The organism is Bradyrhizobium sp. USDA 326 (assembly GCF_049739485.1).
Classification (GTDB): Bacteria; Pseudomonadota; Alphaproteobacteria; order Rhizobiales; family Xanthobacteraceae; genus Bradyrhizobium.
The window spans coordinates 7,296,141-7,322,576 of record NZ_JBMGQA010000001.1 but is presented as its reverse complement, the minus strand read 5'-3'; the positions used below and the strand labels follow the sequence as shown (position 1 = coordinate 7,322,576).

The following is a 26,436-nucleotide window of genomic DNA, read 5'->3' as shown; positions in this document are numbered from 1 at the left end:
AAGCGAACCCTCATCGCGGCAGCTTGGCGATCGCCTCGCTCAGCTCGTGGATCTCATAGGGCTTGCGCAGGATCGGGAAATCGCCGCGAACGCCGGCGGCTACCTCGCTGTAGCCGGTGGCAAGCAGGATCGGCAGACCGGGGCGGATCTGGCGGAGGCGATGGGCGAGGCTGAGCCCATCCATCTTGCCGGGCATGACGATGTCCGAGAACACGAAGTCGACGCCGTTGCTTTCGATCTCGCGCAATGCCGCTTCGGCATCGGCGACCCGGCGTACTTGATAGCCGAGCTGCTCCAGAAGACCGATGCTGACCAGAGCAACGTCGGGATTGTCCTCGACCAGCAGCACCGTGCCGCTGCCACGGAACGGCGTCCCCGATGTCTCGCGCGACGGCGCATCTGTCCCGCGCGGCAGGATGATGGTGAATGTCGTGCCCTTTCCGAGCTCGCTTGCGACCCTTACCGTGCCGCCGGCCTGATGGGCGAAGCCGTGCACCTGCGAAAGGCCGAGACCCGTGCCTTTTCCGATCGGCTTGGTCGTGAAGAACGGCTCAAAGACCTTGTCGAGAACGTCGGAGGGTATTCCGAGCCCGGTATCCGTGACGTCGATTGCGACGAAATCGCCGGCGAGGGGTGGCTCGTTCAGCACGACATTGCGCGCTCCGATCGTCACCGTGCCTCCGTCCGGCATCGCGTCCCGGGCATTGATGACGAGGTTGAGCAGCGCGGTCTCGAGCTCGGAGACGTCGGCCTTGATCGGCCATGTGTCGGAGCGAATGTCGAAGGCGAGACGCACGGAACTGCCCACGCCGGCGTCGAGCACCTCGCGGATGGCCGCGATGCGTTCGGCGAAATCGATCGCCTGCGGGTTCACGCTCTGCCGTCGCGCGAACGTGAGGAGCTGGTTTGTCAGCGCGGCGCCGCGTTTGGTCGCGGTCTCGATCGCGGACATGGCGCGCTCGAGCTTGGGGTCGTCGGTGGCGCTCCTCTTCAGGATGTGAAGGCTGCCGCTGATGATCATCAGAAGATTGTTGAAGTCGTGCGCAACCCCGCCGGTGAGCTGTCCGAGTGCGTCGAATTTCTGCGACTCGGCGAGCTGCTTCTGCATTGCCTCGAGCTTGAGCTGGGCATTGCGGCGCTCCGTGACGTCGCGCGTGATCTTGGCGAAGCCGATCAGCGCGCCGTTCTCGTAGATCGGGTCGATTACCACGCTGGCCCAGAAGAACGTGCCGTCCTTTCGGACGCGCCATCCTTCTTCCTCGTATCGGCCCTTCTCCCGGGCAATGCCGAGCGCCCGCGCGGGCCTGCCATTGGCGCGATCGGTCTCGGTGTAGAAGCGGGAAAAATGCTGGCCGAGGATCTCCTCGGGCGAATAGCCCTTGATGCGTTCGCCGCCGATGTTCCAGCTGGTGATGATCCCCTTGGGATCAAGCATGTAGAGCGCGTAGTCGGCGACTCCCTCAACCAACAGCCGGAAACTGCGCTCGCTCTCGAACAAGTCTCTCTGTTGACTGAACTTTTCGGTCATTCCGGACCCCGCCTCGACGGGGACAAACGCCGCACATGGCGGATTTGTTCCCAGTCTGTGGGACATTTTTAGGCAATATCCGCACCATATACGGTGGCCGCCGGGCGATCAGGCTCCTCGGACGGGCCGCTAACTCGTCGCCCGGCTCCGGAACGTCGCGGCCACAGCGCGCAGTGCCGCGAGCTTGGCGGGATCGCTGACTTTCGAATGCAGCACCACCTTCGAGCTGCCGAGCCTCGGCAGCTTGTGCGCCGGCCCGATATCGACCAAGCCCGGAGGTGCGATCCGCCGCGCCAGCGGCGCGATTGCAAGTCCGGCAAGCGCCGCCGCGACCACGGCCGTGACACCGCCGCCGACGAAACGCTCGCGCCAGGGGATGCGGGCCTTGTCGAGCGCGCGCACGGCGATGGCGCGGACGCCACAAGGCGGGGCGAGCGTTGCGAGCGGCAGTGCTTCGCCCTTTCGGACCATGAAGCGCTGCGACGCGAACCAGCCGAACTCGTCATCTGCCAGCTTCTCGCCGCCACGGCGGCTGCCCTCCTGCCGGACGATCACGGCGTCCAGCTCGCCCGCGTCATAGGCATCCTGCATCTCGCGCGAGAAGCCGATCGTGACGGCGAGCGTGAGATTCGCGGACATCGCGTGCAGCCGTTCGAGCAGCGGCACCAGTTCGGGGCCCGCGGCATGGTCGGAGATGCCGAGCGAGAGCGATTGCGCGGCGGAAGCCTCGAACGCACGGTCATGCGCTTCCATGAGCGCGTGGGCGCGATCGAGGAAATCAGCACCATCGGCAGTGAGCCGAACCGCGCGCGGCGAGCGTTCGACGAGGCGTTTCCCCAGCAACGTCTCCAGCCGTTGCAGCTTGAGGCTGACAGCCGCCTGCGTCGTGCCGAGTGCTTCGGCCGCGCGGGTAAAGCTCTGGAGGTCGGCAACCAGCAGGAAGGCCCGGACCGTGGCGATGTCGAGTGTTGCGTTCATTATGGATTATTATCACTGATATAAGTCTCGATAAGGTACCAAAATCATGCTTCCGGGTCTAGCTTCTCAACAACGCCGCGCAAGACCCTGCGCCGCATCTTGAGGAGAACCACCATGCCCCTGATCACCGTGTCCTACGCCACGTCTCGCCAGTCGCCGTCGCTGAAGGCCGACATCGCCAATGCCGTGTCAGAGCTCACCGCAAAGATTCTGCACAAGGATCCCAGGGTCACCGCCATCATCGTGAAGTCCGTGGATGCCCACGACTGGTTCGCCGGCGGCAAGTCGCTCGCCGAGCAGAAGCTCGCAAGTTATTGGATCGACGTCCACGTCAGCGAGGGCACCAACACCAAGGACGAGAAGGCGGCTTATCTCGCTGCAATGTTCAAGCGCATGGCCGAGGTCCTGGGTCCGCTGCATCCCGAGACCTACCTGCATGTCGACGAGGTCAAGGGCGACGCCTACGGCTTTGGCGGCCTGACCCAGGAGCGGCGCTACATCGCCGGCAAGCTCGAGGTTTCACTGCAGGCGGCCTGATGCCTGATCGCGGGTGAGCAATCTCACCCGCGACCGGTTGCGAGGGATCGTCAGCTCGCTGCGCGGAACTGGACTTCGGAATTGTTGATGAAGCACGTCTTGTCGAACAGCTTCAGGTCCAGCGGGTTCGGCAAGCGGACATCGCTGAGATCGGGACAGGGCTTGACTGCGGCATCATAGGATCGATCGATCTGGGAGATGAAGACGACGATCAGCCCCTTGTCACGTGCGAACGATCTCAGCGCGCGCACCTGAACGGTCAGGTCGGGATTTTCCCGCCGCTGGTCCAGCAGTTGCAGATAGTCGATCACGACGAATGTGCCGCGCGGAGCGGCGGCCATCTGCTTGACGACGTAATCGGCGCTGATCGCATCGGAGCAATCGACCTCGAACAATCCGTCGAATTGCGCGGGATCCACGCCGATCGCCCGCAAGCGGTCCAGAACATCTCTCTCGGTGTATTCGAGCGAGAAGAACGCGGCGCGGCTGCCTTTCCTCATGGCCTCCACCGCAAGTTCGAGACTCATGAGCGTCTTGCCATGACCGGGCCGCGAACCGAGCAGCACCAGCTCACCCGGCCGGAATTGAGGAAACAGCTTGCCGGCCGGCGTCTCCGCCGCGGCTTTCGCCGCGAGCAGGCTCCAGGCGGAGAACCCTTCCGTGGTGGCGATGCGGTCAAGCGCGTCGTGGAGTGGAATGCCGTCCTCGCGGGACAGGCGCTTTGCCTTGCGCTTGAGATGATAGATCGGCGCAGACAATTTCATCGTGAGAACCTCCCATTGCGAGCATGATCGCAATCCCTCCTTATGCCCAGCGCTCGAACAGTCGGTCCGATGATCAATTCGCCCGGCATGAAATCTGCTTTCCCGGCGGAGGGGGGGAGGCGTGGGCGGCACCGCGATAAAGCTAGCTGATTCCCCGGCCACAGAGAACGAGAGCCGCGCACGGCGGACAGGAAAGCGCCTAGGCGACCACTTCCGGCACCAGTGCGCGGGTCGATCCGAACAACTCCTCGAACGCCTGCCGGAGCGCGATGTCGACGTCGGCCATGGTCACGAGCTGCCCGAGATCGACCAGCGAGGTGACGCCGTAGCGGGGATCGGCGACGCCGCAGGGCACAATGCCGGCGAAATGCGACAGCTCCGGCTCGACATTGATGGCGATGCCGTGGAACGACACCCAGCGCTTCAGGCGGACGCCGATCGCTGCGATCTTGTCCTCGTGGTCCGCTCCCTTGTCGGGCCGCCTGACCCAGACGCCAACCCGGTCTTCACGCCGCTCGCCGCGAATATTGAAGGCGGCCAGCGTGCGCAGAATCAGTTCCTCCAGGCTCGCGACATAGGCCCGAACGTCCGGCCGGCGGCGCTTGAGGTCCAGCATGACATAGGCCACCCGCTGGCCCGGCCCGTGATAGGTGAGCTGCCCGCCGCGCCCGGTCGCGAAAGTCGGGAATCGCGCATCGAGCAGGTCGGATTGCTTGCCCGAGGTGCCCGAGGTGTAGAGCGGGGGGTGTTCGAGCAGCCAGACCAATTCCGGGGCCTCGCCCGCCGCAATTGCGGCGACCCGGGCCTCCATGGCGGCCATCGCATGCGGATAGGGGACCGGAGCATCCGAGATAAGCCATTCGACGGGCTCGCCGCCTGCGGCGGAAAACGACGTCAGATCGAGCTCTTGACGCCGGTTCTGGCGGGGGTTTTCAGGCGAATTAACCATTGGCTAACCATAACGTGGTGATGATCGCAGGCGCAAATGAAGAGTCCCATGTCGCGGCGGTCCTGACAGTGCCCACTCTCGATAAAGTCACCGTGGATCTCATGGTCGTCCTTGGGACCACCACCATGCCGATCCATCAAGTATTGCGTCTCTCCCGCGGCGCCATCATCGAGCTGGATGCTACCGAGGCCGACGAGGTCAAGGTCCTGGCCAACAATCTGCCCGTCGCCTCCGGCGTCGTGCTGGTCGACCGCAACCGCATCGCGGTCGAGGTCAAGCAGATGCTGCCGCGCACGCCGGGGACCCGGTAGGGCAGGCGGTAGCGGCCCTGGAGACCAGCACGGGCCGATTTCGGGCAGAGGGCTGGAACTTTCCTGCAAAGCTTGTGGAATTCAGGGCCTTTGCAGGCTTGTACCCCTCTGATGGATTTGTTAGATCGGCGCCGTTGATCCGGTCGGCCCTCAAGCCTCAGACCGGTATCCCCAAAGCGCTCGTGGCGGAACTGGTAGACGCGCTGCCTTGAGGTGGCAGTGAGTAAAATCGTGGGGGTTCGAGTCCCTCCGAGCGCACCAAGGGCGATAAGCCTCTGTTCCGAAAAAAGATTTCGTGGCTTCTCCTCCCATCCTGTTGCTCCAGACCGCGAACGTACCTTGCGGCGGCATCCTTCGCTTCCGATCTTGCGCGTCTCGAGCGCTGGTCCCTTTGGCTTGGTCATGTTTTCAGTAGGCCAATTCCTCGCCGGGGAAACCTTGGCTCGCTCGTGAGAGAGCACTGGCGTAGCCACGCATGAACTCAAACAAGCGTCATCGTCATGCCCGCGGCAGCGCTGAAGGCGACGACGATGAGCGGAGGGGCGCGCCAGGCGATCAGCAGGACGAAGCCGACAAGAGCGATGCCGAAGTCGCGTGGCGAATGCACGGTCGTCGTCCATAGCGGATCGTACAGCGCAGCGCCGAGCACGCCGACCACGGCGGCGTTGACGCCCCGCATCATGGCCTGGGCACCGGCGCCTTTCCGGAACGTGTCCCAGAACGGGAGGGCGCCGAGCAGGATCAGAATTCCAGGCAGGAAGATGCCGATGAGGCCGAGCGCCGCGCCGGCGAGCCCGTGCGGCTCAGGAGAGACCACCGTGCCGAGATAGGCCGCGAAGGTGAAGAGCGGGCCCGGCACCGCCTGCGCAGCGCCGTAGCCGGCGAGGAAGGCGTCGTCGCTCAACCAGCCGGGGGCGACGAAGGCCTCGCGCAGCAGCGGTAGCACGACGTGACCACCGCCGAAGACAAGCGCGCCGGAGCGATAGAACGCATCGAACAGTGCGACGCCCGTGGATCCCGTCAGGCCTCGCAGCGCGGGCAGCCCAGCCAACAGGAGAAAGAACATCCCGAGCGTGATCAGGCCCACGGTCCGCGACACCCGGATTTCAACGTGTCCGGTCGTTGCCGGCACCTCGCTGCGGCACAGCCACAGGCCGGCGAGCCCGCCGAGAACGATTGCGCCGATCTGGGCGATCGAAGCGGTGCTGAAGAGTATGATCAATGCCGCAATCACCGCAATCGACGCACGCTCCCGGTCGGGACAGAGGTTGCGCGCCATGCCCCAGACCGCCTGTGCCACGATGGCGACGGCGGTCAGCTTGAGCCCGTGGAGCAGGCCGGCGCCAACCGACCCGCTCAGTGCACTGGCGCCGTAGGCAAACAGGACGAGGATCACGGCTGAGGGCAGGGTGAATCCGGTCCAGGCTGCGAGCGCGCCCAGGTAGCCTGCCCGCATCAATCCAATCGAGAAGCCGACCTGGCTGCTGGCCGGGCCCGGCAGGAACTGGCACAGCCCGACCAGATCGGCGTAGGCGTGCTCGTCGATCCACTTCCGCCGCACGACGAACTCATCGCGGAAGTAGCCGATATGCGCGATCGGACCGCCGAAACAGGTCAGCCCCAATTTGAGGAAGATCAGGAGCACTTCGGCAGGCGAGGTGGCGCTCTTGTTGTCCTCGATCGCGTCGTCGCTCATGACTTGTCCTTCCCGCATCGTTCCAGTCGTTCTAGCGGTCATCGAATTTCGATAAAAGGCGATTGTCTCAGCGGTTCTAGATCATGCGAGCTCGCCGGGATGGCGCTATTGAACCAGCATGGCCGTGTGGCAGAAGCGATCGGATCGTGCGTGCTCTTGGTGCGCAATGGGAAGGTCAAAACGCCGCCGTGGTCGGAAGGCGCACTCGAGAGCATCACGATCGACATCGTTGAAGAGCTGCAAGACAAACGATATTCGGCGCAGGAGGAAGCGACAATTTCGTGTTCAATGAGAATTTTGGCACCGCAACAATCGGCGATTTCGATGTCGATAATGACGATAGCGATCAGTCGTAACTTGTTCGGCAGTGTTGCCGAGATCTTGGCTGCAGCAACCGACGCCGGCCCGGACACGATCATTACATCGCCCGCCACTCAGGATGCCATTGTGCTGAAGGGGGCATCACCAGCGCAGCTGCAGCCATCCGAGAACCTTCCCGGCTGCACACGGTCTTCACCGTCGTCAGGGGCAAGCGGTACCGTCTGGTGCTGAACAACAACAGCGGCGAGGAGCATTCCATGCCCCTGCATCGCCACTCGTTCGAGATCACGAAGGTAGGAACAAGCCGACCGCCGGGGTGATCCAGGACACGATCAGCATGCCGAAATACTCCACGGCCGAGGTCGATTTCGCCGCCGACGGCCCCGGACCGACCTCGTTCCACCGCCATCATCAAGACCACATGGACGAAGGCTTCGCCGGGCTGATCACATATGCATGATCGCTACTTCTCGAGGGCCTCGCCGGTGAACTCGAGGACCCGCGACTTGGCCAATGCGAGTCCGCGCTTGCCGAGCGGCGTCGCCCGATAGAGGGTGCGTGCCGTTCGTCCGGGATGCTCTTTGCGCGACCGCAGATAGCCTTTCCGCTCCATGCCATGAAGCAGCGGATAGAGCGTCCCGGGGCTGAGCTCGTAGCCGTGGCGGGCCAGCTCTTCGATCATCCACTGGCCATAGATTTCATGTTCCGCGGCGTGGTGCAGAATGTGCAGCCTGATGAATCCCGTGAGCAAATCCTTGTACTTCATGTTCCCGTTATCGGATTTCGTAATTGGAACGACGCTCGTGACGGTCCGTTAACTCGGCGTCCCGCCGGAGCTCCTGTGTCCGGCGGAGGCATATAGGAGCGAGGAGACAGGCCATGGCAAGTGCGGCAAATCGCGATCCCCGGCACCATACGCAGAAGATGCAGAAGACGCTTGCGGACATTCGGAACCATCTGCGCGAGGACATCGAGAAGGTCGACGAACCGCAGTTGAAGGCGATGTTCGAGACGTCCGCCGAAGTCCTCGGTGGGCTCGAGAAGGCCTTCAAGGACTACGAACAGAAGAACGAGAAAGCCTGGCGCTGAGGCGGGTGAGCCCGGGAAGGGTTGGGTCTACGCGCTGAACACCGCAAGGGGCGAGATTGGTGCGCCTCTTGGCGGCGAGCTATCCACGTATGCTGCCTGCGAGCACACCGATGATGGCGCCGGCGCCAGCATTGAAAGGTCGGATCTCTGCCGAGCAGCGCAGAGGTCAAGGCCAACCCGGCGCTACGGTCCAGGCTTGTGGGCGCGATCCATTTCCGCCGCGGGCATCCCGACCCTCGTCGGATGGCTGAATATCTCGAACTCGTTTCCCCGTGCGATGCCGACAAGCGTGATGCCGCTGGCTTCGGCTGTCCGGACTGCAAGTGCCGTCGGCGCTGACATGCCAACGACGATGCCGGAACCGATCGCCGCCGTTTTCTGCACCATCTCGACCGATATCCGGCTGGTGAGGATGACGGCGCCCTTGCATCCGGATCTCCCCTCCAGGGCGAGAGCGCCCGCAAGCTTGTCGAGCGCGTTGTGGCGACCCACGTCCTCGCGGACCAGCATGGTCCCTCCGTCCGGCTCGAAGAAACCCGCGGCATGGGTGGCGCGAGTCCAGTGATTGAGGACTTGAGACCCGGTGAGGGCCGCAATCGCCGTGCCGATCTGTTCGGAGGTGAGACACGTGCCGTGCTCGACGGCTTGCGCGATCCGGCCCGCTTCGCGCAAGCTGTCGATGCCGCACAGCCCGCACCCCGTCGGCCCGACGAGCTGCCGCCGTCGCTCCTTCAGCCGGCGCCCCGCGCCCGGTCGCAGCCAGAGACGCAGTTCAATGCCGTCGGGACCGGGCACGACCGTGAGTTCCTCGATCTCGCCGATGTCGCGAATGATCCCTTCGGTGAGACTAAAACCCCGGGCGAGGTCGGGCAGATCGGCCGGGGTGGCCATCAGAACGGCGGCTGTCGTTGCGTCGTAGACGAGTGCCACGGGACATTCCTCAGCCACGACGCGCGTATCACGCGCGCCGCTCGAGGTCAGCCTTGGCATATTGACCGCGGCCGCGGGCGTCGATGCGTGATTGCGTGCGCCAAATTGAGAGCCGTGCATGGATGCTCGTCCTGCGTCCCGTCATGACGCGCGAGCCGGCGCAAAGGTTCCGAGCGCTCAGGAACTTGCGAAGGCATCTCGGGTTCTGGGTGCGGGGCCTGCAATCGAAGGAAACGTCATGCGGCAGAAGGCGAAGGTCGAGAACTATGATGCTCCGGCCGGCGGATGGGGCTCGCTCAACGCCGTCGCTCATATTCTCACGCAGGAGGAGATTGCGATCCTCGGCAGCGAAATCCTGCTCAAGCAGAACAAGCCCGACGGATTCATGTGCGTGAGCTGCTCCTGGGCCAAGCCGGCGAAGCCGCGCCCGTTCGAGTTCTGCGAGAACGGCGCCAAGGCGACCGCCTGGGAGGTGACACGCAAGACCGTGACGCCTGAGTTCTTTGCGCAACATACGCTCGCCGAGCTGCGAACCTGGTCCGATCATCAGCTGGAGGAGCAGGGGCGCCTGACGACGCCGATGCGTTACGACAGGGCCAGCGACAAATACCTGCCGGTCGACTGGGACGAAGCCTTCCGGCACATCGGCACAGAGCTGAACCGGCTCGATCCGCGCTCCGTCGTCATGTACACGTCAGGCCGCGCCTCGCTCGAAGCGAGCTACATGTATCAATTGTTCGGCCGCATGTACGGCACCAACAATTTCCCCGATAGCTCGAACATGTGCCACGAGAGCACGTCGGTGGCACTGCCGGAGGTGATCGGAGTTCCTGTCGGCACGGTGCTGCTGCAGGATTTCGAGACCACCGATTGCATCTTCTTCTTCGGACACAACACCACCACGAACGCGCCGCGCATGCTGCATCCGCTTCAGGAGGCGGCGCAACGCGGTGTCCCGATCGTGACCTTCAATCCGCTCCGAGAGCGCGGCCTCGAGCGCTTCGTCAATCCGCAAAATCCCGTTCAGATGATCGCGGGCGGCACGCGCATCAGCTCGCAATATTATCAGGTGCGGGTCGGCGGTGACGCCGCCGCCATCACGGGAATCTGCAAATGGGTAATCGAGGCGGACGACCTCGCTCGCGCCGATGGAAGTTCGCGCGTCGTCGATGTCGCGTTCATCGATCAGCACACGTCCGGCTTCGAGGAGTTCGCCGCGTTTTGCCGCGCGCAGGACTGGGACGAGATCGAGCGGGCCTCGGGGCTCTCGCGGATGGCATTGCGCGAGGCCGCGAACACCTACATGACCGCCAACGCCGTGATCGCCAATTACGGCATGGGCATCACCCAGCACAAGCACGGGGTCGAGACGACCAAGATGATCGTCAACCTGCTGCTGCTGCGCGGCAATATCGGCAAGCCTGGCGCGGGGATCTCGCCGATCCGCGGCCACTCCAATGTCCAGGGCCAGCGCACGGTCGGTATTTCCGAGAAGACCAAGCTCGTGCCGCTCGACAAGCTTGCCGAGCTCTACGGTTTCGAGCCGCCGCGGTGGGACGGGCTGTCCACCGTCGACTCCTGCGAGGGCATCCTGAAAGGCGAGGTACGCGGCTTCGTCAGCCTCGGCGGAAACTTCCTGCGCGCCGTTCCCGAGCGCACGTTGATGGAGCCCGCATGGTCGGATCTGCGGCTGTCCGTGCAGGTCGCGACCAAGCTCAACCGGACTCACCTTGTGCCGGGGGAAGTCACCTATCTGCTGCCGTGTCTCGGCCGGATCGAGATCGATCGGCAGGCAAGCGGTCCGCAGGCGGTGTCGATGGAGGATTCCACCGCCTGCATTCACGGCTCGCAGGGCCAGCGCAATCCGGTGGCCGAACATCTCCTGTCCGAACCGGCGATCGTTGCCGCGCTCGCAAAGGCGACATTGAAGCCCAATCCCAAGGTCGATTGGGACGCCTGGACTGCCGATTATTCGCGGATTCGCGATGCTATCGAGCGTACCTATCCCGACCAGTTCGAGGATTTTAACGCGCGCATGTTCGAGCCGGGCGGCTTTCCGCGGCCACTCGCGGCCCGCGAGCGGAAGTGGAAGACCCCGAGCGGGAAGGCGAACTTCACCGTTCCAAGGTCGGCCTTCGCGCCGCCGCGCGAGAGCGACGGCGTCTATGAGCTGATGACGATGCGCGCCGACGGACAGTTCAACACCACGATCTACACGGAAGACGATCGTTTTCGCGGTATCAAGGGCAGCCGCTATGTCGTGTTCATGAATCCCGCCGACATGGAAGACGACGGGCTGAAATCGGGAGATACCGTTACGCTGGTGACGGAGGCGGGCGACGGCGTCGCGCGCAGCTTGAGCGAGCTCCAGGTCGTTCCCTACGGCATTCCGCGCAGGAGCATTGCGGCCTACTACCCGGAGTGCAACGTGCTCATTCCGCTCTGGCACTACGCGGAAGGCAGCAAGGTCCCCGCCGCCAAATCCGTCCCGGTACGCCTATTCAAGGACGTCCCTCCCGAGATCGCCGACGGCGGAGAGGCTCCGATTTCGGCCTCGTGAATGCTGAATGAGGACGACATGACCAGGGGTGAACGACGATGAGGGACAGCTCGTCGGATGTTGCCGACATCAGGGACGCCGTTCACCTGTGCATCGACATGCAGAACATTTTCGCGCCGGGCGGCCTCTGGGCGACGCCCTGGATGGAGCGTGTCCTGCCGACGATCGTTTCAGTGGTCTCGCGCCATCCGGAGAGAACGATCTTCACGCGCTTCATCGCCCCGCGGGATCCAGAGGATCGTCCCGGACAGTGGCAGAGCTATTTTCGACGCTGGCACCAGGCGACCCGCAGGCATCTGCCGCCATCTGCCCTCGATCTCGTGCCGGCCTTGAACCGCTTCGTTCCGCCTGCTGCCGTCATCGACAAGCCGGCCTATTCCGCGTTCAGCAATCCCGGTCTTGCGAGCCTGCTGGTCGAAAAGAAGGTCGCCACCGTCGTGATATCGGGCGCAGAGACGGACGTCTGCGTGCTCTCGACCGTCCTGAGCGCCGTCGATCTCGGCTTCAGAGTCGTCATCGTCGAAGACGGGCTGTGCAGCTCGTCCGACGTCGGGCACGATGCACTCATGACGATGTACCGCACCCGGTTTCACGGTCAGGTCGACCTGGTGACAGCGGAAGAGCTGGCCGAGTTCTGGCGGGAGTAGGAAGCGGAATTTGATCCGCAATCGCAGAGGCGCGTAACGCGCTGGCGCCCCTCGAAGCAATTCAGGCGAGGGCGACGTCCGCCGTGACCGATCTCGCGTATGGCGGCCGCACATCGTCCGCACCGGATCGAACGCTCAGATAGGCCGGGTCGAAGCCAGCGAGCCGGACCAGGCCCCGGCCAGTCCGTGATCGTCAAGGTCTTGCCTTGCCATTGCAACAGATTGCAGCGGCGCAGCTCCTGGATGGTGCGGTTGGCATGGACCGGGGAGATGCTACAGGCCGCGGCAAGGTCGGACTGGGTGAAGGGCGAGGACAATCTGAAATCCCTGGCGAGCCCCACGATCTGCAGCCGCGCGGTAATCTCGCAGAGCAGATGGGCCACGCGGGTCAATGCATCCCGGCTGCCGAGGTTCACCGTCCAGTTGCGCTGGATCGCGTGATCGGCAAGCAGCATCAACAGCATGGCATGCGACATCGCCGGCGAACGCTCCGCGACTTCGCTAAAGAAGCGGTGCGGCACGAGGGCGACGATGGCGGGGCCGAGCGCGATCAGATTGCCGTCGATGCGCGGGCGATAGAGGGTGTGCAGGTTCGCGATGTCGCCCGGGACGCAGATCGCGGTGATCTGGCCATCTGCGCTTTCGTGATTCTGCCAGGACAGATATCCATGGAGCAGCAGGCAGCATTGCGTTGCCTCGTCACCGTGCCGCAAGATCGTCTGATGCGCGCCGAAATGCGCAATGCTGCTCGGCATGTCGGCAAGCAGGTCGAGATCGTCGGTGCTCAGTTCGACGAGGCTCGTCAGGCGATCGGCGAGTTTCGAGAAAGCGAATCCTGCCTGCATGTGATCTCCGATAGCCGCCGCCCGCGTCCAGTTTGAGCGAGAATGACGGCAGAAAGCATTAACGTTTGATAGGTTCGCTCCGGTGCGTCGGCCGATCCGGCGAGCCGAGTGGCTCGACGAGCCGCCTTGCTCGATGTTCCTTTCGGTTGGGCTGATCCGAGCGCAGTGGCGTCTGTCGGGCAGGAACAGCCGCGGTTTGCGTCCGTTACCGGATGGACAGTCCCATGGAGGAAATGGATAAGCGGATGCGCAGGCGCTTCTGGCTGGTGTCGGCAGTCCTCGTCGCGAGCGCAGCCGCTGCGGCGGGGGTATGGTTCATCACCGCGCCGGAGCGCTTCGGCTCGGCCGCAGCGGATGCCGTGTCCGATACGGGCGGCGACGTCGAGCATGGCAAGCTCGTGTTCGCGGCTGGCGATTGCGCCTCCTGCCATGCCTCGCCGGGCCAGTCCGACCGTTTGCGTCTTGGTGGCGGACTCGCTCTTGCGTCCCCCTACGGGAGCTTTCGTGCGCCCAACATTTCGACGGACCGGATCGACGGCATCGGGAACTGGACCGCCAAGGACCTCGCCAATGCACTGCTGCGCGGCGTGTCTCCGGATGGAAGCCATTATTATCCGGTCTTTCCCTATGCGAGCTTCACGCATATGCGTCCTGAGGACGTGCGGGATTTGATGGCCTATCTGCGTACGCTGCCCGCGGTGAAGGGGCGTCCGCCGGACCATCAGCTCAATCCGCTATTCGGCATTCGCCGCTTCGTCGGGTTCTGGAAAGCGTTGTATTTCGAGCCGGGCCCGATCGCGCCGGATCCGGCTCACGACGAAAAATGGAATCGCGGCCGCTATCTGAGCGAGGCGCTGGCGCATTGCGCCGAGTGCCATTCCTCCCGCAACATGTTTGGTGGCATCAAATCGAGCACGCGCTATGCCGGCGGGCAGGACCCCGTGGGCACCGGCTTCTATCCCAACATCACGGCCGCGCGCCTCGGCGATTGGTCGGAGGCGCAACTGGCGGACATGCTGAGGACCGGGATCACGCCGAACCATGGCCGGGTCGGCTCGTCGATGGCCGATGTGGTCACCAATCTTGCAATGCTGCCTGAGAGCGATCGCCTAGCGATCGCCGCCTTCGTGAAATCATTGCCGTCGCGGCCGACCCCCAATCCATGAGAACGTCTCATTGCGCGTAAAGGTAGGCAGCGACATCGCGCGCCTCGGCTTCGGTGATGCCGGTGGCGGGCATTGCGGTGCGGGGCGAGAAGGCCTGTGGCGTCACGATCCATTGGACCAGATTGTCCGGCGCGTTGGTCGCAACGCCGGCGATGTAGACGCGCGTCCTGAGATCGGACAGCGAAGCACCGACCTGGCCGTCGCTGCCGGGAATGCCTGGGATGGTGTGGCATCCCGCGCAACCATAGCGGCGGATCAGCGCCGGCGCGCGGCTCGGATCACCCCCCGTCATGGTGCGGGCGATGCTTTCATTCTGCCGGCGCTCATTGCGCGCGAAGCCCGTCGCGACCGCCGCAGCGATGAGGAGGCTTGCTGTCCCCAATGCGATGGCTGACCAGCTAGAGCGCGTGAAGCGCATCGGCACGCTCCCTGTCTTGCCCGGCGCCTCGGATCCAGAGCGCGATCAGCGCGAGCGCAGCGCCGGCATAAATCGTCCCCGCGGGGACCCACATGATGATGCCAGCCAGTTGCTGGTCCTCGAGCGGCGTCAGGCCCCAGGCCGCCGCGGCGTCGGCTTGCTGCCGGTAGAGGAGATGCGGCGCCAGCGCCATCAGCGCGCCGAGGATGCTCGTGTGCAGCATGGTGACGAAGACATGCCAGGCAGCACTGCCGGTTTGGCTGCGCCGGAACACCGACCACCAGAACAGGATCGCGGTCAGGAAGAAACTCAGATGCTGCACCCGGTGCAGGACGATATTCTCCAGCGCGGCATCGAACAGCGCCGGCGCGTGCCAGGCCCAGATCGCGATCCCATGCAGCAGTGTAGCGTTGCGGCCGGCGCTCAGCAGGGTCCAGAGCCGCGTGGTGAGCGGATGTCGCATCGCCCAGCCGATCGCGAGCCGTGCGTGTCGCGGCAACGACCATAGCAACGGTCCGACCGGCCTTGCGATCACGAGCAGCGGTGCCGCTATGGCCATCAGAATCTCATGCTCGATCATGTGGAACGAGAGGAGGCGCTCCCCGAGCCAATGCAGCGGGGACACCAGCGCGCCTGCCAGCGTCAGCCAGCCCGCGCCGCAGACGATATCCTGCGCGATGCGTTTGCGGCCTTTGCGCGCCAGCAACAGCCTGCCGATGCCGTACATGAGGCCGAAAAGCATCAGCGGCGCGACAATCCACGGATCGGTCGTCCAGCTCGGAGCCGCAGCCCCGGGCGGCGAACCATGGGCATAGACCGAGTGCGGCATCGACCAGGCTATCGCGGCGAAGGCTATTTTTCGCATCCGGTCAACACCATTGCAGCGACGCCCTGCATCAGCAGGGCGAAAGTGAAGAGGGTCGCGGAGAGCGCGCTCACGGTGCCGCCGAAATCGGCATTGCTCCGGTGCTCGCCGCTGCCGCCGATCACCCGGCGCGAAGACAGCCATGATGCGAAGCTCGACGCTATCGTGAACGCCGCACCGATGAACGAGGTGGCGGCGGACAAATGGAGCTGCGAGCGGCAATCGGCATACGGCAGGACCTGCCCGAGCTGCATGTTCGCAGCCCAGACCAGCGGCGCGAACCAGAGGCCTGCCCAGATCGAGAGATGGGTGAAGAGCTTCGATGCGCTCATAGCCGTGCCAGCCAATAGATGCAGCCATAGATCGGAAGCCAGGTCGCGACGACAAAGTTCCAATACATGGCGTTGTCCTGGACGTCGCCGAACCTCCTCGGGCTATGGCCGTGGCGCGTGAACATCAGGGCCGCCAGCACCAGTGTATCGACGAGATCGGTGATGATGTGGATGGTGTGGAGGCCGAGCAGGGTCCACACCACTGAACCGTAGGCGTTGCTGTCCCAGCTCACCTTGAGGGCGGGGAATTCGAAAATGCGCACGATCAGCGGGACGGTGCCGAGGAGCGACATGATCACAATCCCGATCCGGACCTTGCCCAGGTCCTGCTGCTCCGCCCAGCGCGAGAGCAGGACGTTGGGGACGAGACTGGCCAGCAGGATCAACGTCACGAGCGTGCCCGGGAGCAGATCGGGCGCCTGCGTATTGATCGGCCAGGCCGTCGCCATGCTCATCAGGTAGAGATAGACGGCGATGGCGAGCGCGAAGCCGGTGCCTTCGATGAGCATGAAGGCGAGTGTGCCCCACCAGGTGACGCTCGCGGTCCCCAAACCGTGCAGCGGCAATTTGCCGAGATCGAGCACGATCCTCTCTCTCATGACTCGTCCTCCGGCGTACCCTTGGGCCAGAACCAGCCGATCAGCGCGACCGCGACCGGGATGGAGCCCCAGACCACGGCCCATGGCGAGAAGATCGACCAGATCAGCATGATCGTGGTCGCAATCGCCGCCCACAGCGGCCAGATCGAATTCTGCGGCGAGGCGTCGCGCGCCTGCGGTTCGGCCGTTGCCAGCGTGGTCACGATCAGCTCGCGGCGATCGGTGCGCAGGCCGTCGGCGACAGGGAGAGTATCACGCTCGCTCCACAACGGGTGCAGGCTGCCGACGACCGGGATCATCGCGAAATTGTAGCTCGGGGGAGGGGATGTCGTCGCCCATTCCAGGGTCGGCGCATCCCAGGGATTGTCCGGCGCAACCTCGCCGGAGCGCGCACTCCGGATGACATTGACGAAGAACAGCAGGAAGCCGGCTATGAGAATCACTGCACTGAGGCTGATGAACAGGTTAAGTCCGTGCCAGGGCAGATCGGGCTGATAGGTGTAGATGCGGCGCGGCATGCCCTCGAGCCCGAGGATGTGCATGGGAAAGAACGTCGCGTTGAAGCCAATGAAGATCAGCCAGAACGACCACCGTCCGAGCGTTTCGCTCATCATGCGCCCGGTCAGCTTGGGAAACCAGTAGTGGATGGTACCAAGCAACGGAAACACGGCGCCGCCGATCAGCACGTAGTGAAAATGCGCGACGACGAAATAGGTGTCGTGCACCTGGGTGTCGAACGGTACGGAAGCGACCATCACGCCGGTCAGTCCGCCGATGACGAAGGTCACGATGAAACCGATGATGAAGAGGAGCGGGGTCTTGAACACCGGCCTGCCGTCCCACAGCGTCGCGATCCAGCAGAAGATCTGGATCCCGGCGGGGATCGCGATCGCCATGCTGGAGGCTGTGAAGAAGCTGTCGCCGAGCCGCGGCAGCCCCGCCACGAACATGTGGTGCACCCACAAGCCGAAAGAGAGGATGCCGGTCGCGATCAGCGCCATCACGAGGCCGAGATAGCCGAAGGCCGGCCGTCTCGCGAACGGCTCGATCATGGTCGAGACCATGCCCGCGGCGGGCAGAAAGATGATGTAGACTTCGGGGTGGCCGAAGAACCAGAACAGGTGCTGCCAGAGCAGCACGTCACCGCCCTCGGCCGGATTGTAGAAATGCGTGCCAACGAGGCGGTCGAGGATCAGGCTGGTACTCGCGATCATGATCGCCGGCATCGCCATGATCACGAGGAACGACGTCACCAGCATGGCCCAGACGAATACCGGGATGCGGTCGAGCGTCATGCCAGGCGCGCGCTGCTTGAATATGGTGACGACCAGCTCGACCGCGACGGCGAGCGCGGAAAGTTCGGTGAAGGTGATCATCTGCGCCCAGATGTCGGCACGCTTGCCGGCGCCGTATTGCGGGCCCGACAGCGGCACATAGGCAAACCAGCCGACGTCGGGCCCCATGTCGAGCGCGAACGCGGTCCAGAGCAGCATGCCGCCGGCGAGATAGATCCAATAGGAGAAGGCGTTCAGGCGTGGGAAGGCAATGTTGCGGGTGCCGACCATCAGCGGCACGAGATAGACCGCCACCGCCTCCATCACGGGCACGGCGAACAGGAACATCATGTTCGCGCCGTGCATCGTGAAGATCTGGTTGTAGCGATCGGGACCGAGCAGGCGCGCCTCGGGCTGCGCGAGCTGAATGCGCATCAGGGCGGCCAGCACGCCGCCGAGGGCGAGGAAGACGAAGGCGGTGAAAATGTAACGACGGCCGATGATCTTGTGGTCCACGGTGGCGAGCGCGCCCCAGAAGCCGGATGGTGTCGTCCACGTCTCCGCCAGCGCGCCGGTCAGTTTCGTGCGCTCGATATCGATGTCGCGCATACCGGTCGTTGTAGCAGGACGGTTCATTTCAGGCTCGCCAGATAGGCCGATACCGCGCGCAGCTCGTCGGGCGTCAGCGGCACCATCGGCATGTTGTTGCCGGGCTTGATGGTCTGGGGATCGGCGATCCAGGCCGCGAGCGAGCCGCGTGTGGTCTCGAACAGGCCGGCGGCGATGGTGCGGCGGCTGCCGACATGGGTGAGATCGGGCCCGGTGGTGCCGGCCGCCGCTGTGCCGCGAATGGTGTGGCAGGCCGCGCAGGGCTTCGCCAGGAAAGTTTGCAATCCGGCGGCGGTTTCCTCGTCGGGCGGTCGCGCCGCCGCCTGCCTTTGTGCAGCCGCCCATTGATCGAAATCGTCTTGCGTTTCGGCGATGACCAGCAGCGCCATATGGGCGTGCTGCATGCCGCAGAACTCGGCGCATTGACCGCGATAGACGCCGGCGTGCTCGGCGCGGATGGTGAGCTCGTTCGGGCGGCCGGGAACGAGATCCTGCTTGCCGGCGAGGCTCGGGACCCAAACGGAATGGATCACGTCGACGCCTTCGAGCTTGAGCCGGACATTGCGGCCGACGGGAATGTGGATCTCGTTGGCGGTCTCGAACCGGCTTGAAGGATCGGGGCCGACATATTCGAGACCCCACCACCATTGCAGGCCGCGCACCCGGATCGTCAGATCGTCCTGCCCCGCGACGGTGAGTGCGCGGGTCGCGATGAAGCTCATGATGGTGAAGGTGCTGATGATGAGAACGGTGGCGACGACGGCGCCAATGACGGCCATGGTCAATCGCCGCTCGCGGCCCGGTTCGGCAGGCGCCGGCCGCGCATCGCGGCCGCGCCACAGCGCGGCGATCAGCGCAGCCATCACCAGCATCCAGACCGCGGAGCAGACCGCGACGATCAGGATGATGAGGTGTTTCAGGCTGATCGCCGAGGTGCCGTAGACGTCGAGCGCGGACTGCCAGTTGCCCCCGCAGCCAGCCAGCGGCGTCGCGAGCATTGCGCTCGAACAGGCTTTGCGGACGGCGCGGATCACGGTGTCGGTCCCTGATCCGGATGTACGGGCGAGGGGCCTTCATCGAACAACAGTTTGGCCGGCGCGCGGTTCTCGGCGGGCCGGGTCTGCTTCTCGTCGTTGCGGCTCGGCGCGGCGGTCTTGCCTTCGTAGGAGCCGATGGTCTGCACATACCCGGCGAGCTGCCAGATCTGATCCGTCGTCATCCTGTCGCCGAACGCCGGCATGCCGTGCGGCCGTCCATCCCGGATCGAGGCGAAGATCGAGACCATCTCGGGGCCGTAGTGCCACCAGCCGTCGAGGAAGCCGGGCCCGCTGCCGCCCTGGCCGTCGCCATGGCAGCTCTTGCAGCCGAACCACGCATAGAGCCGCTTGCCCTGGCTGAGATTGTAGGCGTTGACCTCATAGGGCTTGCCGAGCACAAAATAGACATCCGGGGGCGCGCCGCTGATGCGGTTCGGCATCAGCGCGATCTTGTCGAGCGCGTCGGCGATCGGCGGATCGAGCCGCAATTGCCGCTCTTCCCGCTGGCATCCCGCCAAAGCGGTTGCAAGAGCAAGGAGAACGCCGGCCATCCGTTGCATCTGATCGCTTGATTTCAGGGAACTACATTCCTCAATCGGCTCGCCGAACCAAAGTTCCTCGCGCTCAATTGACGTTGTCGCCGAGCATGTTGCGAAAGGCGGTGACGACGGCGGCAACGCCGCTCGTGCCGCGCATCAGCGCGATCTCGCCCTGCTGCTCGTGGCGAATGGCGTGCGCCATGATGCGCAGGCGCAGATCGCCGCCGCTGTGCCACATCCGATCGGCCATGCTGACCGCGCCGCGGTGATGCTTGCTCATCGTCTCGACGAACAGCGTGTCGAACTGGTCCGGCGGCGCGGTCTTGACCTGTCGCATCTCGGCCGCCGTCAGGAAGCCCGGCATCGCCGCACGCTCCTCGGTGCTGCAATCGGGCATCTCCGTGTCGAACCAGCTCAGCCACCAATTCTCGAAGATCCTGACCTCACCGGCCTGGCTTGCGACCATCAGCATCGCGAGCTTTCTCAGATGCGGATCTTGCGCGCGCGCCGCGGCCACCTGCGCCAGCTCGATGCCCTGCGCATGGTGTGCGGTCATGTGACGGATGTAAGCCTGGTCCAGATCCCTGTCGCGGCCCATCCACGGCAGCTCGTAGCCGCGGCTGCCGAACAGCGCGGTGATGCCGAGCAGGGCGACCACAGCGACCGCACCGGTGCTCCACATGTTGGTGAAGCGCACATCGCGTCCCGGCGCAGTCCCAGCCCGCCAGCGCAGGCGGGCGAACAGGGGGTACATTAGGGCGGAGGAGCCATGGACCAGCAGCCCGATCCAGTACGGCTGTTGCAGCGTGAACAGCGGTTGCCAGAACGGAAACAGCGGCACAAGCACGAACCATTCCATGCCTGAGGAGAACACGGCCCAGGGCAGCGCCAGCAGCAGGATCGTCACCGGCCGCAGGTCTTCGGTCCAGCGCCCGAGCACACCGAAGAAGAACAACGCCCAGGAAAAATCCGCCCATTGGTGAAAAGCGATGCCGGTCAGGATCGCGCTCCAGGACGGCTCGGAGCTGATCGCCCAATCGCGCGCGGGAATGGCGGCGACCGTCATCCAGTCGACCGCGGCGTCGCGGCCGATGCGGGCGGCGAAGAGCTGGCTGACGATGGTCGAGAAGGTGCTGCTGATCAGGCCGAGTTCGGCCGCGGCGACCCAGCGCGAACGCCGCCGTTCGCCGGTGGTGCGCCGCGCCCCACTGCCAAGTGCTGGTCGCGGCTCGGCGTTCACGTCAGCTGCTTGAGCTTCTTCAGCGGATTGAGCTCGCTCGGCTTGTCCTGTTCGTCGCGTCCGCGCTCGGCTTGCGCCTTGCCGTCATCGTGCAGATCCTGGTCGCCGATGATCTCGCCGACGGCCTGCTTGGTCTTGCCGGCGATCCGCTGCTGAAGACCTTTGGTCTTGCCCATGAGCTGCCTCCAATATGTCCTGCCTCCGGCTTCGCGCCGCTACCCCGGCGCATGAAGGGGGCGTTGAGCACCGGGGCTGCGGTTTCGTCCGAATTGCTTCCGGCGGCGGGGGAGATGCCGGAAGCGTTGATGAGACTCTTCGAGGCGCCGATGGTTCCTTCGCCTTCACCGAGGTTCGAGCGCGATGATCACGCCCTCATTGCCCCGCAGCAGGATGGAAGCATCCGGCATTGGCTCGGGCGCCCGATCCAGCTGCGTCGACATCAGGAGGCGGCCGCGACCCTGCCAGTGCCATGTCCGTGGTTCAGCCGCGACATTGAGCGCAACTAGGATCTCGTTGCGGCCGTCTACCCGTCTGTAGGCAAGGACATCGTTCTGCGACCGCAGCGGCTCGTAACCGCCCCGACGTAGGCATAGATGCTCGCGCCGCAGCGCTATCAGCGCGCGAAACAGTGTCAGGATCGAATGCATGTCGTGCTGCTGTCCGGCGATGCTGGCGGCGCTATCAGAGGGCTCCAGCGGCAGCCATGGACGGCCCGTGGTGAAGCCGCCCTCGGGACTGTCGTCCCATCGCATCGGCGCGCGTTCGGGATCGCGGCACAGGCCATAGCCCGGTACGAGCTTCTCGAAGGGATCGCGGACTCGGTCGGGCGGGATCGGGACGCGCTTGCGGCCGATCTCGTCGCCCATGAACAAGAACGGTGTCCCCCGCAGCGTCATCAGCAGCATCGCCAGCACGCGCATCTGCGGCGCGCCGATCTTGCTCGCGATCCGCTGCTTGTCATGCCCGCCGATCACCCAGACCGGCCAAGCATGTTCCGGTATGGCGTTGAAATACGCATCGATCGTCGCTTGCAGCGACAGTGCATCCCATTCCGAGTCGAGCAGCGCGAAGTTGAGCGGCAGGTGCAGGCGCGGCCGGTCGTTGTCGTAGAAGTGCCCGATGCGGTCTGTCTTGCCCTGAACCTCGCCGCACAGCATCCGGGCGGGATAGCTGTCGATGACCTCTCGAATGAACTCGATGCAATCCATCGTCTCGGGCCGATCGTCGGTGAAGACGGGCGTGTGGCGCTGCGGCGGCGGCTTGCCCTCGGCTTGCGGATTTGGCGGGTTGTCGCGCAGAAGTTCATCCTTGATCAGGACCGCGCTGGCGTCGACGCGAAAGCCATCGACGCCGCGGTCGAGCCAGAAGCGCATCGCATCGGCGATCGCGGCCTTCACGTCCGGATTGCGCCAATTGAGATCGGGCTGCTCGACGAGAAAGGAATGATAGTAATATTGCCGCCGCGCCTCGCACCATTCCCAGCCGCTGCCACCGAACCGGCTCAGCCAGTTGTTGGGCGGGCCGCCATTCTCGGCAGGATCGGCCCAGATGTACCAATCCGCTTTCGCGCTATTGCGCGAGCTCGAGCTCTCGACGAACCATGCGTGATCGTTCGCGGTGTGATTGGGAACGAGGTCGAGGATGAGCCGGATGCCTGCGGCGTGCAGCGCCTCGATGAGGCGGTCGAATTCGTCGAGACTACCGAAAGCGGGATCGATCGAGCAATAGTCGGAGATGTCGTAGCCGAGGTCGCGGAAAGGGCTCTTGTAGATCGGCGTCAGCCACACCGCGTCGACGCCGAGCCATTTCAGGTAATCGATGCGCGACATCAGTCCGGCGAGGTCGCCCTTGCCGTCGCCGTTGGAGTCCTGGAAGGAGATCAGCGCGATCTCGTAGATGACGGCGGATTCCCACCATGCCGCCTCGTCACGGGACGCGATGCTCATCGCCTTGCTTCACCTCGTTATGCCCAGCGTGAGCTGCGATCTGCCTTGCTGCGGTTCTGGCGCTCTCGATTCCCCTGGGGAAACCGCTGCGGCTCGGATAGAGCTTGCGCCGTGCGTCGCGCGGCGGACGTCGCGGCTTGGTGTCCTGCGCGGCGCGGTAGTCGAGCACGGCGATGCCGCCGACCATCAGCAGTGCGAGCGCGATGTTGCCCTTCTTGGGGTTGTCCGACGTCAGCCCTGAAAGCAGCGCGGCGGCATCAAGGCCGTCGCCGCCGACGCGGGCCCACAGGCCGGCGTTCTTGTCCACCGAGAGCGACATGATCCCGGCCAGAATCTCGCGTACCCCGAAGGCCCGGACCATCGTCTCGCTGCCTTCCATGCCCAGCGTGCGCGTGACGCGCCTTGGCGCGAAGAGCTCGACCACACCGAGGCCGATGCTGAACCAGCCCAGCGCGCGCGCGAACTGGTCCGCCGGCTGCTTCAGGCTCGGGCCGCCTTCGATGATCTTGGGGTCGCCCTTGGTCCGCACGATGTTGGAGAAATGAAACATGGATTTGCTCCTTCAGGGCTTCAGCACGACCTTGACGCAGGAATCTCGCTTGTCGCGGAACACCTGGTACATCTCCGGTCCCTGTTCGAGCGGGACGGTGTGGGTGATGACGAAAGACGGGTCGATCTCGCCCTCTTCGATGCGGCGGAGCAGGTCGTCGGTCCAGCGGTTGACGTGAGTCTGGCCGGTGCGCATCGTCAGGCCCTTGTTCATGAAGGCGCCCATCGGCAGCATGTCGGACAGGCCGCTGTACACGCCCGGCACGGAGATGATGCCGCCGGGACGGCAGACATAGATCATCTCGCGCAGCACGTGAGGCCGGTCGCTCTCCGCCATCACCATCTGCTTGGCGCGGTCGAGCAGGGTGTCGGGCAGGGAAGCCATCACATGCGATTCCATGCCGACGCAGTCGATGCATTTTTCCGGGCCCCTGCCGTCGGTGAGCTCGTTCAGCCGTTCCACCACGCTCTCGGTCTCGAAATTGATCGTGGTGGCGCCGCCGGCCTCCGCCATGCTGAGCCGATCGGGCAGGCAGTCGATCGCGACCACCTGGTTGGCGCCGAGCAAGATGGCGCTGCGGATCGCCATCTGGCCGACGGGGCCACAGCCCCAGATCGCGACCGTGTCGGTCGGCTCGATGTCGCATTGCGCGGCGGCCTGCCAGCCCGTCGGGAAGATGTCGCTGAGGAACAGCAATTGCTCGTCGGGGATGCCGGCGGGCACCTTGATGTGAGTGGCGTCGGCAAAGGGCACGCGGAGATATTCAGCCTGGCCGCCGGGATAGCCGCCGGTCAGATGCGTATAGCCGAACAGGCCGGCCGTCGTGTGTCCGAACACCTTGTCGGCCAGATGGCGCTTGCGGTTGGTGGTCTCGCACACCGAAAAATTGCCGCGCTTGCACTGGTCGCATTCGCCGCAAATGATCGTGAAGGGCACGACGATACGGTCGCCCTTCTTGAGCTTTCCATCGACGCCCGAGCCGACCTCGACCACTTCGCCCATGGTCTCGTGGCCCATGATGTCGCCGGGCAGCATGCCGGGAATGAAATTGTGGAAGAGATGAAGGTCGGAGCCGCAGATGGCGCAGCTCGTGACCTTGATGATCGCGTCGCGCGGATCCTGGATCTCCGGGTCTGTGACGGTGTCGCAGCGGATGTCCTCCTTGCCGTGCCAGACCAGCGCCTTCATCTTCCGTCCTCCCGGTTGAGCTACGTGCGATCTAAGTCCAGGAATGAACGATGGTTGCTATCGCCGCGCGCAAATTCTTCGCACTGCGCAAATAGGAACGAGGGAGCAGGGCAGCGATTGAGCGTCATCGCCTCAATTCCAAGACCTCAATTCCAAGGATATGCGCATGCCCGCCAATCAACTCGCCGTCGTCACAGGTGCCTCCACCGGTATCGGCCTGGAACTCGCCAGGTGCTGCGCGCAGGCAGGTTTCAACCTCGTCATCGCCGCGGACGAACCTCAGATCGAGCGGGTTGCAGTCGATCTGCGCCGGGTCGGCGGCAGCGTGGAGCCGGTCGAGGCCGATCTTTCCACCACCGAGGGCGTCGACAAGCTCTGTGCCGCCGTCGCCGACCGGCCGATCGATGCGCTGCTGGCCAATGCCGGCATCGGTCTCGGCAAGGCCTTCCTCGACCAGGACTTTGCCAGGGTGAGACGCCTCATCGACACCAACATCACCGGCACGCTGTATCTGATCCACCGCGTCGGCAACGAGATGCTTCGTCGCAATGCGGGCCGGATCCTGATCACCGGCTCGATCGCCGGGTTCATGCCGGGCAGTTTCCAGGCCGCCTACAACGCGAGCAAGGCGTTCCTGGATTCCTTCTCGTTTGCGCTGCGTGAGGAGCTGCGCGACAGCGGCGTGACCGTCACCTGCCTGATGCCGGGCGCGACCGAGACCGAGTTCTTCCGCCGCGCCGGCATGATGGACACCAAGGTCGGCACCGAGAAGAAGGACGGCGCCTACGATGTCGCCAAGGCCGGGTTCGACGCGATGCTGCGCGGGGACTCCGACATCGTCACCGGGCTGAAGAACAAGATCCAGACGACGGTCGCCAACGTCACGCCGAACGAGTTGCTGGCCAAGCAGCATCGCAAGATGGCGGAGCCGGGCACCGCGCGGTCGTAGAGCGGCGCCGTCGCAGTCTCGCGGAGTTGCGCGAACCGTCCTGCGAACGGGCGAAGGGAGAAAGCCGATTCACATAGCCTAATGCGCAGCGGCCCCGAAACGGTCCAAATTGTACGGGCTGAAACAGAAGGGGCTGCGATGGCGATGGATCGCATCGAGCAGGCCTTTGTCGCGACTGCGGTCACGGGTTTTCTCGTGATGATGGTGGCAATCGTCTGGATGATGATGAGCTAAACGGGGGGAGCTTGCCGTCTTGCGCGTCGCGCTACCCTACGCCGCTGTTATCCTGTGCCTGGCGGTGACCGCCTGGATTGCTTTCGCGCATCTGCTCTGATGATCGATCCGGCGCGCCCTCAGATGAGCGGGCGCGGCCCGCTTTCTGGCTGTCCCGGTGCGGCGGCTTGCGGCGCTCTTGCGCCAGCTCATCGCGCAGCCGCTGCCCGCTCACGAGATGGTCGGTGCTGCGCAGCAGCGCCATGCCCTCGCGCACCAGCTCGCGCGACTGGCTGAGCAGCTGCTTGTCGAGGTCGATATCAGGTGTGTAGATCATCGAACGTCACTCTCCAATG

Annotated in this window: 29 protein-coding genes, 1 tRNA gene and 1 pseudogene; 10 read left to right on the top strand and 21 right to left on the bottom strand. The window is 64.4% G+C overall.

Annotated elements, in window-relative coordinates; all coding sequences use genetic code 11:
• Positions 1–10: 10 nt before the first annotated feature.
• Both ABIG06_RS34700 and ABIG06_RS34695 read right to left on the bottom strand, forming a co-directional pair.
• Positions 11–1,528, bottom strand: a complete 1,518-nt coding sequence (locus ABIG06_RS34700) for a PAS domain-containing sensor histidine kinase (RefSeq protein WP_124157768.1) — start codon at positions 1,526–1,528, stop codon at positions 11–13.
• 129 nt (positions 1,529–1,657) lie between these two features.
• On the bottom strand, positions 1,658–2,506 hold the full coding sequence (locus ABIG06_RS34695; protein WP_124157769.1) for a LysR family transcriptional regulator: 849 nt from the start codon (positions 2,504–2,506) through the stop codon (positions 1,658–1,660).
• Between the two features lie 114 nt (positions 2,507–2,620).
• On the opposite strand from ABIG06_RS34695, the gene ABIG06_RS34690 reads away from it, so the two are divergent.
• Entirely contained in the window at positions 2,621–3,043 is a 423-nt protein-coding gene (locus ABIG06_RS34690) for a tautomerase family protein (protein ID WP_124157770.1), read from the top strand.
• Positions 3,044–3,093: 50 nt separating this feature from the next.
• On the opposite strand, the gene ABIG06_RS34685 is transcribed toward ABIG06_RS34690, so the two are convergent.
• Entirely contained in the window at positions 3,094–3,807 is a 714-nt protein-coding gene (locus tag ABIG06_RS34685) for a DNA helicase (RefSeq protein ID WP_370140243.1), read from the bottom strand.
• A 199-nt stretch (positions 3,808–4,006) separates the two neighbouring features.
• The gene (lipB, locus tag ABIG06_RS34680) at positions 4,007–4,756 is read right to left on the bottom strand and encodes a lipoyl(octanoyl) transferase LipB (RefSeq protein ID WP_370140242.1); all 750 of its coding nucleotides are present in this window, start codon (positions 4,754–4,756) and stop codon (positions 4,007–4,009) included.
• 68 nt (positions 4,757–4,824) lie between these two features.
• On the opposite strand from lipB, the gene ABIG06_RS34675 reads away from it, so the two are divergent.
• Positions 4,825–5,067, top strand: coding sequence for a FliM/FliN family flagellar motor switch protein (locus ABIG06_RS34675; protein ID WP_011088012.1), 243 nt, complete (start codon positions 4,825–4,827; stop codon positions 5,065–5,067).
• A gap of 176 nt (positions 5,068–5,243) precedes the next feature.
• A tRNA-Leu gene (locus tag ABIG06_RS34670) sits at positions 5,244–5,328 on the top strand.
• Positions 5,329–5,548: 220 nt separating this feature from the next.
• On the opposite strand, the gene chrA is transcribed toward ABIG06_RS34670, so the two are convergent.
• The gene (chrA, locus tag ABIG06_RS34665; RefSeq protein WP_370140241.1) at positions 5,549–6,763 is read right to left on the bottom strand and encodes a chromate efflux transporter; all 1,215 of its coding nucleotides are present in this window, start codon (positions 6,761–6,763) and stop codon (positions 5,549–5,551) included.
• Positions 6,764–6,862: 99 nt separating this feature from the next.
• Between chrA and ABIG06_RS34660 the strand changes: the two genes are divergently transcribed.
• Together ABIG06_RS34660 and ABIG06_RS34655 are read left to right on the top strand one after the other, a co-directional pair.
• On the top strand, positions 6,863–7,315 hold the full coding sequence (locus tag ABIG06_RS34660) for a hypothetical protein (protein ID WP_370140240.1): 453 nt from the start codon (positions 6,863–6,865) through the stop codon (positions 7,313–7,315).
• A pseudogene (locus ABIG06_RS34655) lies at positions 7,309–7,544 on the top strand (multicopper oxidase domain-containing protein). Before ABIG06_RS34660 ends, ABIG06_RS34655 begins: the two are co-directional and overlap by 7 nt.
• 3 nt (positions 7,545–7,547) lie before the next feature.
• Here ABIG06_RS34655 and ABIG06_RS34650 read toward each other — a convergent pair.
• A complete protein-coding gene (locus ABIG06_RS34650) occupies positions 7,548–7,850 on the bottom strand; it encodes a PadR family transcriptional regulator (protein WP_370140239.1) in 303 nt (100 codons plus the stop codon).
• Between the two features lie 113 nt (positions 7,851–7,963).
• Here ABIG06_RS34650 and ABIG06_RS34645 point away from each other — a divergent pair, with 113 nt between their 5' ends.
• Positions 7,964–8,173 carry a hypothetical protein gene (locus ABIG06_RS34645; protein ID WP_370140238.1) on the top strand — a complete coding sequence of 70 codons (210 nt, stop codon included), beginning with the start codon at positions 7,964–7,966 and terminating at the stop codon, positions 8,171–8,173.
• Between the two features lie 183 nt (positions 8,174–8,356).
• Here ABIG06_RS34645 and fdhD read toward each other — a convergent pair whose 3' ends face one another.
• The gene (gene fdhD, locus ABIG06_RS34640) at positions 8,357–9,163 is read right to left on the bottom strand and encodes a formate dehydrogenase accessory sulfurtransferase FdhD (RefSeq protein ID WP_370140237.1); all 807 of its coding nucleotides are present in this window, start codon (positions 9,161–9,163) and stop codon (positions 8,357–8,359) included.
• Between the two features lie 178 nt (positions 9,164–9,341).
• Between fdhD and ABIG06_RS34635 the strand changes: the two genes are divergently transcribed.
• Both ABIG06_RS34635 and ABIG06_RS34630 read left to right on the top strand, forming a co-directional pair.
• On the top strand, positions 9,342–11,663 hold the full coding sequence (locus tag ABIG06_RS34635; RefSeq protein ID WP_370140236.1) for an FdhF/YdeP family oxidoreductase: 2,322 nt from the start codon (positions 9,342–9,344) through the stop codon (positions 11,661–11,663).
• Positions 11,664–11,701: 38 nt separating this feature from the next.
• Complete coding sequence (locus ABIG06_RS34630; protein ID WP_370140235.1) at positions 11,702–12,310, top strand: cysteine hydrolase family protein; 609 nt, start codon at positions 11,702–11,704, stop codon at positions 12,308–12,310.
• Here ABIG06_RS34630 and ABIG06_RS34625 read toward each other — a convergent pair.
• A complete protein-coding gene (locus ABIG06_RS34625) occupies positions 12,259–13,155 on the bottom strand; it encodes a Crp/Fnr family transcriptional regulator (RefSeq protein ID WP_424578544.1) in 897 nt (298 codons plus the stop codon). The genes ABIG06_RS34630 and ABIG06_RS34625 overlap by 52 nt on opposite strands.
• 233 nt (positions 13,156–13,388) lie before the next feature.
• On the opposite strand from ABIG06_RS34625, the gene ABIG06_RS34620 reads away from it, so the two are divergent.
• Positions 13,389–14,321: a c-type cytochrome gene (locus ABIG06_RS34620; protein ID WP_124158330.1), complete on the top strand. Its 933-nt coding sequence runs from the start codon at positions 13,389–13,391 to the stop codon at positions 14,319–14,321.
• Between the two features lie 7 nt (positions 14,322–14,328).
• Here the strand turns inward: ABIG06_RS34620 and ABIG06_RS34615 are convergent, their stop codons facing one another.
• The 12 genes from ABIG06_RS34615 to ABIG06_RS34560 form a co-directional block, all read right to left on the bottom strand.
• The gene (locus ABIG06_RS34615) at positions 14,329–14,739 is read right to left on the bottom strand and encodes a c-type cytochrome (RefSeq protein ID WP_124157852.1); all 411 of its coding nucleotides are present in this window, start codon (positions 14,737–14,739) and stop codon (positions 14,329–14,331) included.
• Complete coding sequence (locus ABIG06_RS34610; RefSeq protein ID WP_124157853.1) at positions 14,720–15,604, bottom strand: cytochrome c oxidase assembly protein; 885 nt, start codon at positions 15,602–15,604, stop codon at positions 14,720–14,722. Before ABIG06_RS34610 ends, ABIG06_RS34615 begins: the two co-directional genes overlap by 20 nt.
• Complete coding sequence (locus tag ABIG06_RS34605) at positions 15,592–15,936, bottom strand: hypothetical protein (protein ID WP_370140234.1); 345 nt, start codon at positions 15,934–15,936, stop codon at positions 15,592–15,594. Before ABIG06_RS34605 ends, ABIG06_RS34610 begins: the two co-directional genes overlap by 13 nt.
• A complete protein-coding gene (locus tag ABIG06_RS34600) occupies positions 15,933–16,535 on the bottom strand; it encodes a cytochrome c oxidase subunit 3 (RefSeq protein ID WP_124157855.1) in 603 nt (200 codons plus the stop codon). The genes ABIG06_RS34605 and ABIG06_RS34600 overlap by 4 nt, the downstream gene beginning before the upstream one ends.
• Positions 16,532–18,418, bottom strand: a complete 1,887-nt coding sequence (ctaD, locus tag ABIG06_RS34595; RefSeq protein ID WP_370140979.1) for a cytochrome c oxidase subunit I — start codon at positions 18,416–18,418, stop codon at positions 16,532–16,534. Before ctaD ends, ABIG06_RS34600 begins: the two co-directional genes overlap by 4 nt.
• 23 nt (positions 18,419–18,441) lie before the next feature.
• Positions 18,442–19,416 (bottom strand): cytochrome c oxidase subunit II, encoded by a 975-nt coding sequence (gene coxB / locus ABIG06_RS34590; RefSeq protein WP_370140978.1) that lies wholly within the window; start codon positions 19,414–19,416, stop codon positions 18,442–18,444.
• Between the two features lie 32 nt (positions 19,417–19,448).
• Positions 19,449–20,006 (bottom strand): c-type cytochrome, encoded by a 558-nt coding sequence (locus ABIG06_RS34585; RefSeq protein ID WP_370140233.1) that lies wholly within the window; start codon positions 20,004–20,006, stop codon positions 19,449–19,451.
• Between the two features lie 73 nt (positions 20,007–20,079).
• Entirely contained in the window at positions 20,080–21,234 is a 1,155-nt protein-coding gene (locus tag ABIG06_RS34580; RefSeq protein WP_370140232.1) for a DUF305 domain-containing protein, read from the bottom strand.
• Positions 21,231–21,410 (bottom strand): hypothetical protein, encoded by a 180-nt coding sequence (locus ABIG06_RS34575; RefSeq protein WP_027575113.1) that lies wholly within the window; start codon positions 21,408–21,410, stop codon positions 21,231–21,233. The genes ABIG06_RS34580 and ABIG06_RS34575 overlap by 4 nt, the downstream gene beginning before the upstream one ends.
• A gap of 165 nt (positions 21,411–21,575) precedes the next feature.
• A complete protein-coding gene (locus ABIG06_RS34570; RefSeq protein WP_370140231.1) occupies positions 21,576–23,180 on the bottom strand; it encodes an alpha-amylase family glycosyl hydrolase in 1,605 nt (534 codons plus the stop codon).
• On the bottom strand, positions 23,161–23,730 hold the full coding sequence (locus ABIG06_RS34565; protein ID WP_370140230.1) for a hypothetical protein: 570 nt from the start codon (positions 23,728–23,730) through the stop codon (positions 23,161–23,163). Before ABIG06_RS34565 ends, ABIG06_RS34570 begins: the two co-directional genes overlap by 20 nt.
• Before the next feature lie 12 nt (positions 23,731–23,742).
• Entirely contained in the window at positions 23,743–24,918 is a 1,176-nt protein-coding gene (locus ABIG06_RS34560) for a zinc-dependent alcohol dehydrogenase (RefSeq protein WP_124157861.1), read from the bottom strand.
• Positions 24,919–25,084: 166 nt separating this feature from the next.
• Here ABIG06_RS34560 and ABIG06_RS34555 point away from each other — a divergent pair, with 166 nt between their 5' ends.
• Positions 25,085–25,867, top strand: coding sequence for an SDR family NAD(P)-dependent oxidoreductase (locus ABIG06_RS34555; protein WP_370140229.1), 783 nt, complete (start codon positions 25,085–25,087; stop codon positions 25,865–25,867).
• A 265-nt stretch (positions 25,868–26,132) separates the two neighbouring features.
• Here the strand turns inward: ABIG06_RS34555 and ABIG06_RS34550 are convergent, their stop codons facing one another.
• A complete protein-coding gene (locus ABIG06_RS34550; RefSeq protein ID WP_370140228.1) occupies positions 26,133–26,417 on the bottom strand; it encodes a hypothetical protein in 285 nt (94 codons plus the stop codon).
• Positions 26,418–26,436: the final 19 nt, after the last annotated feature.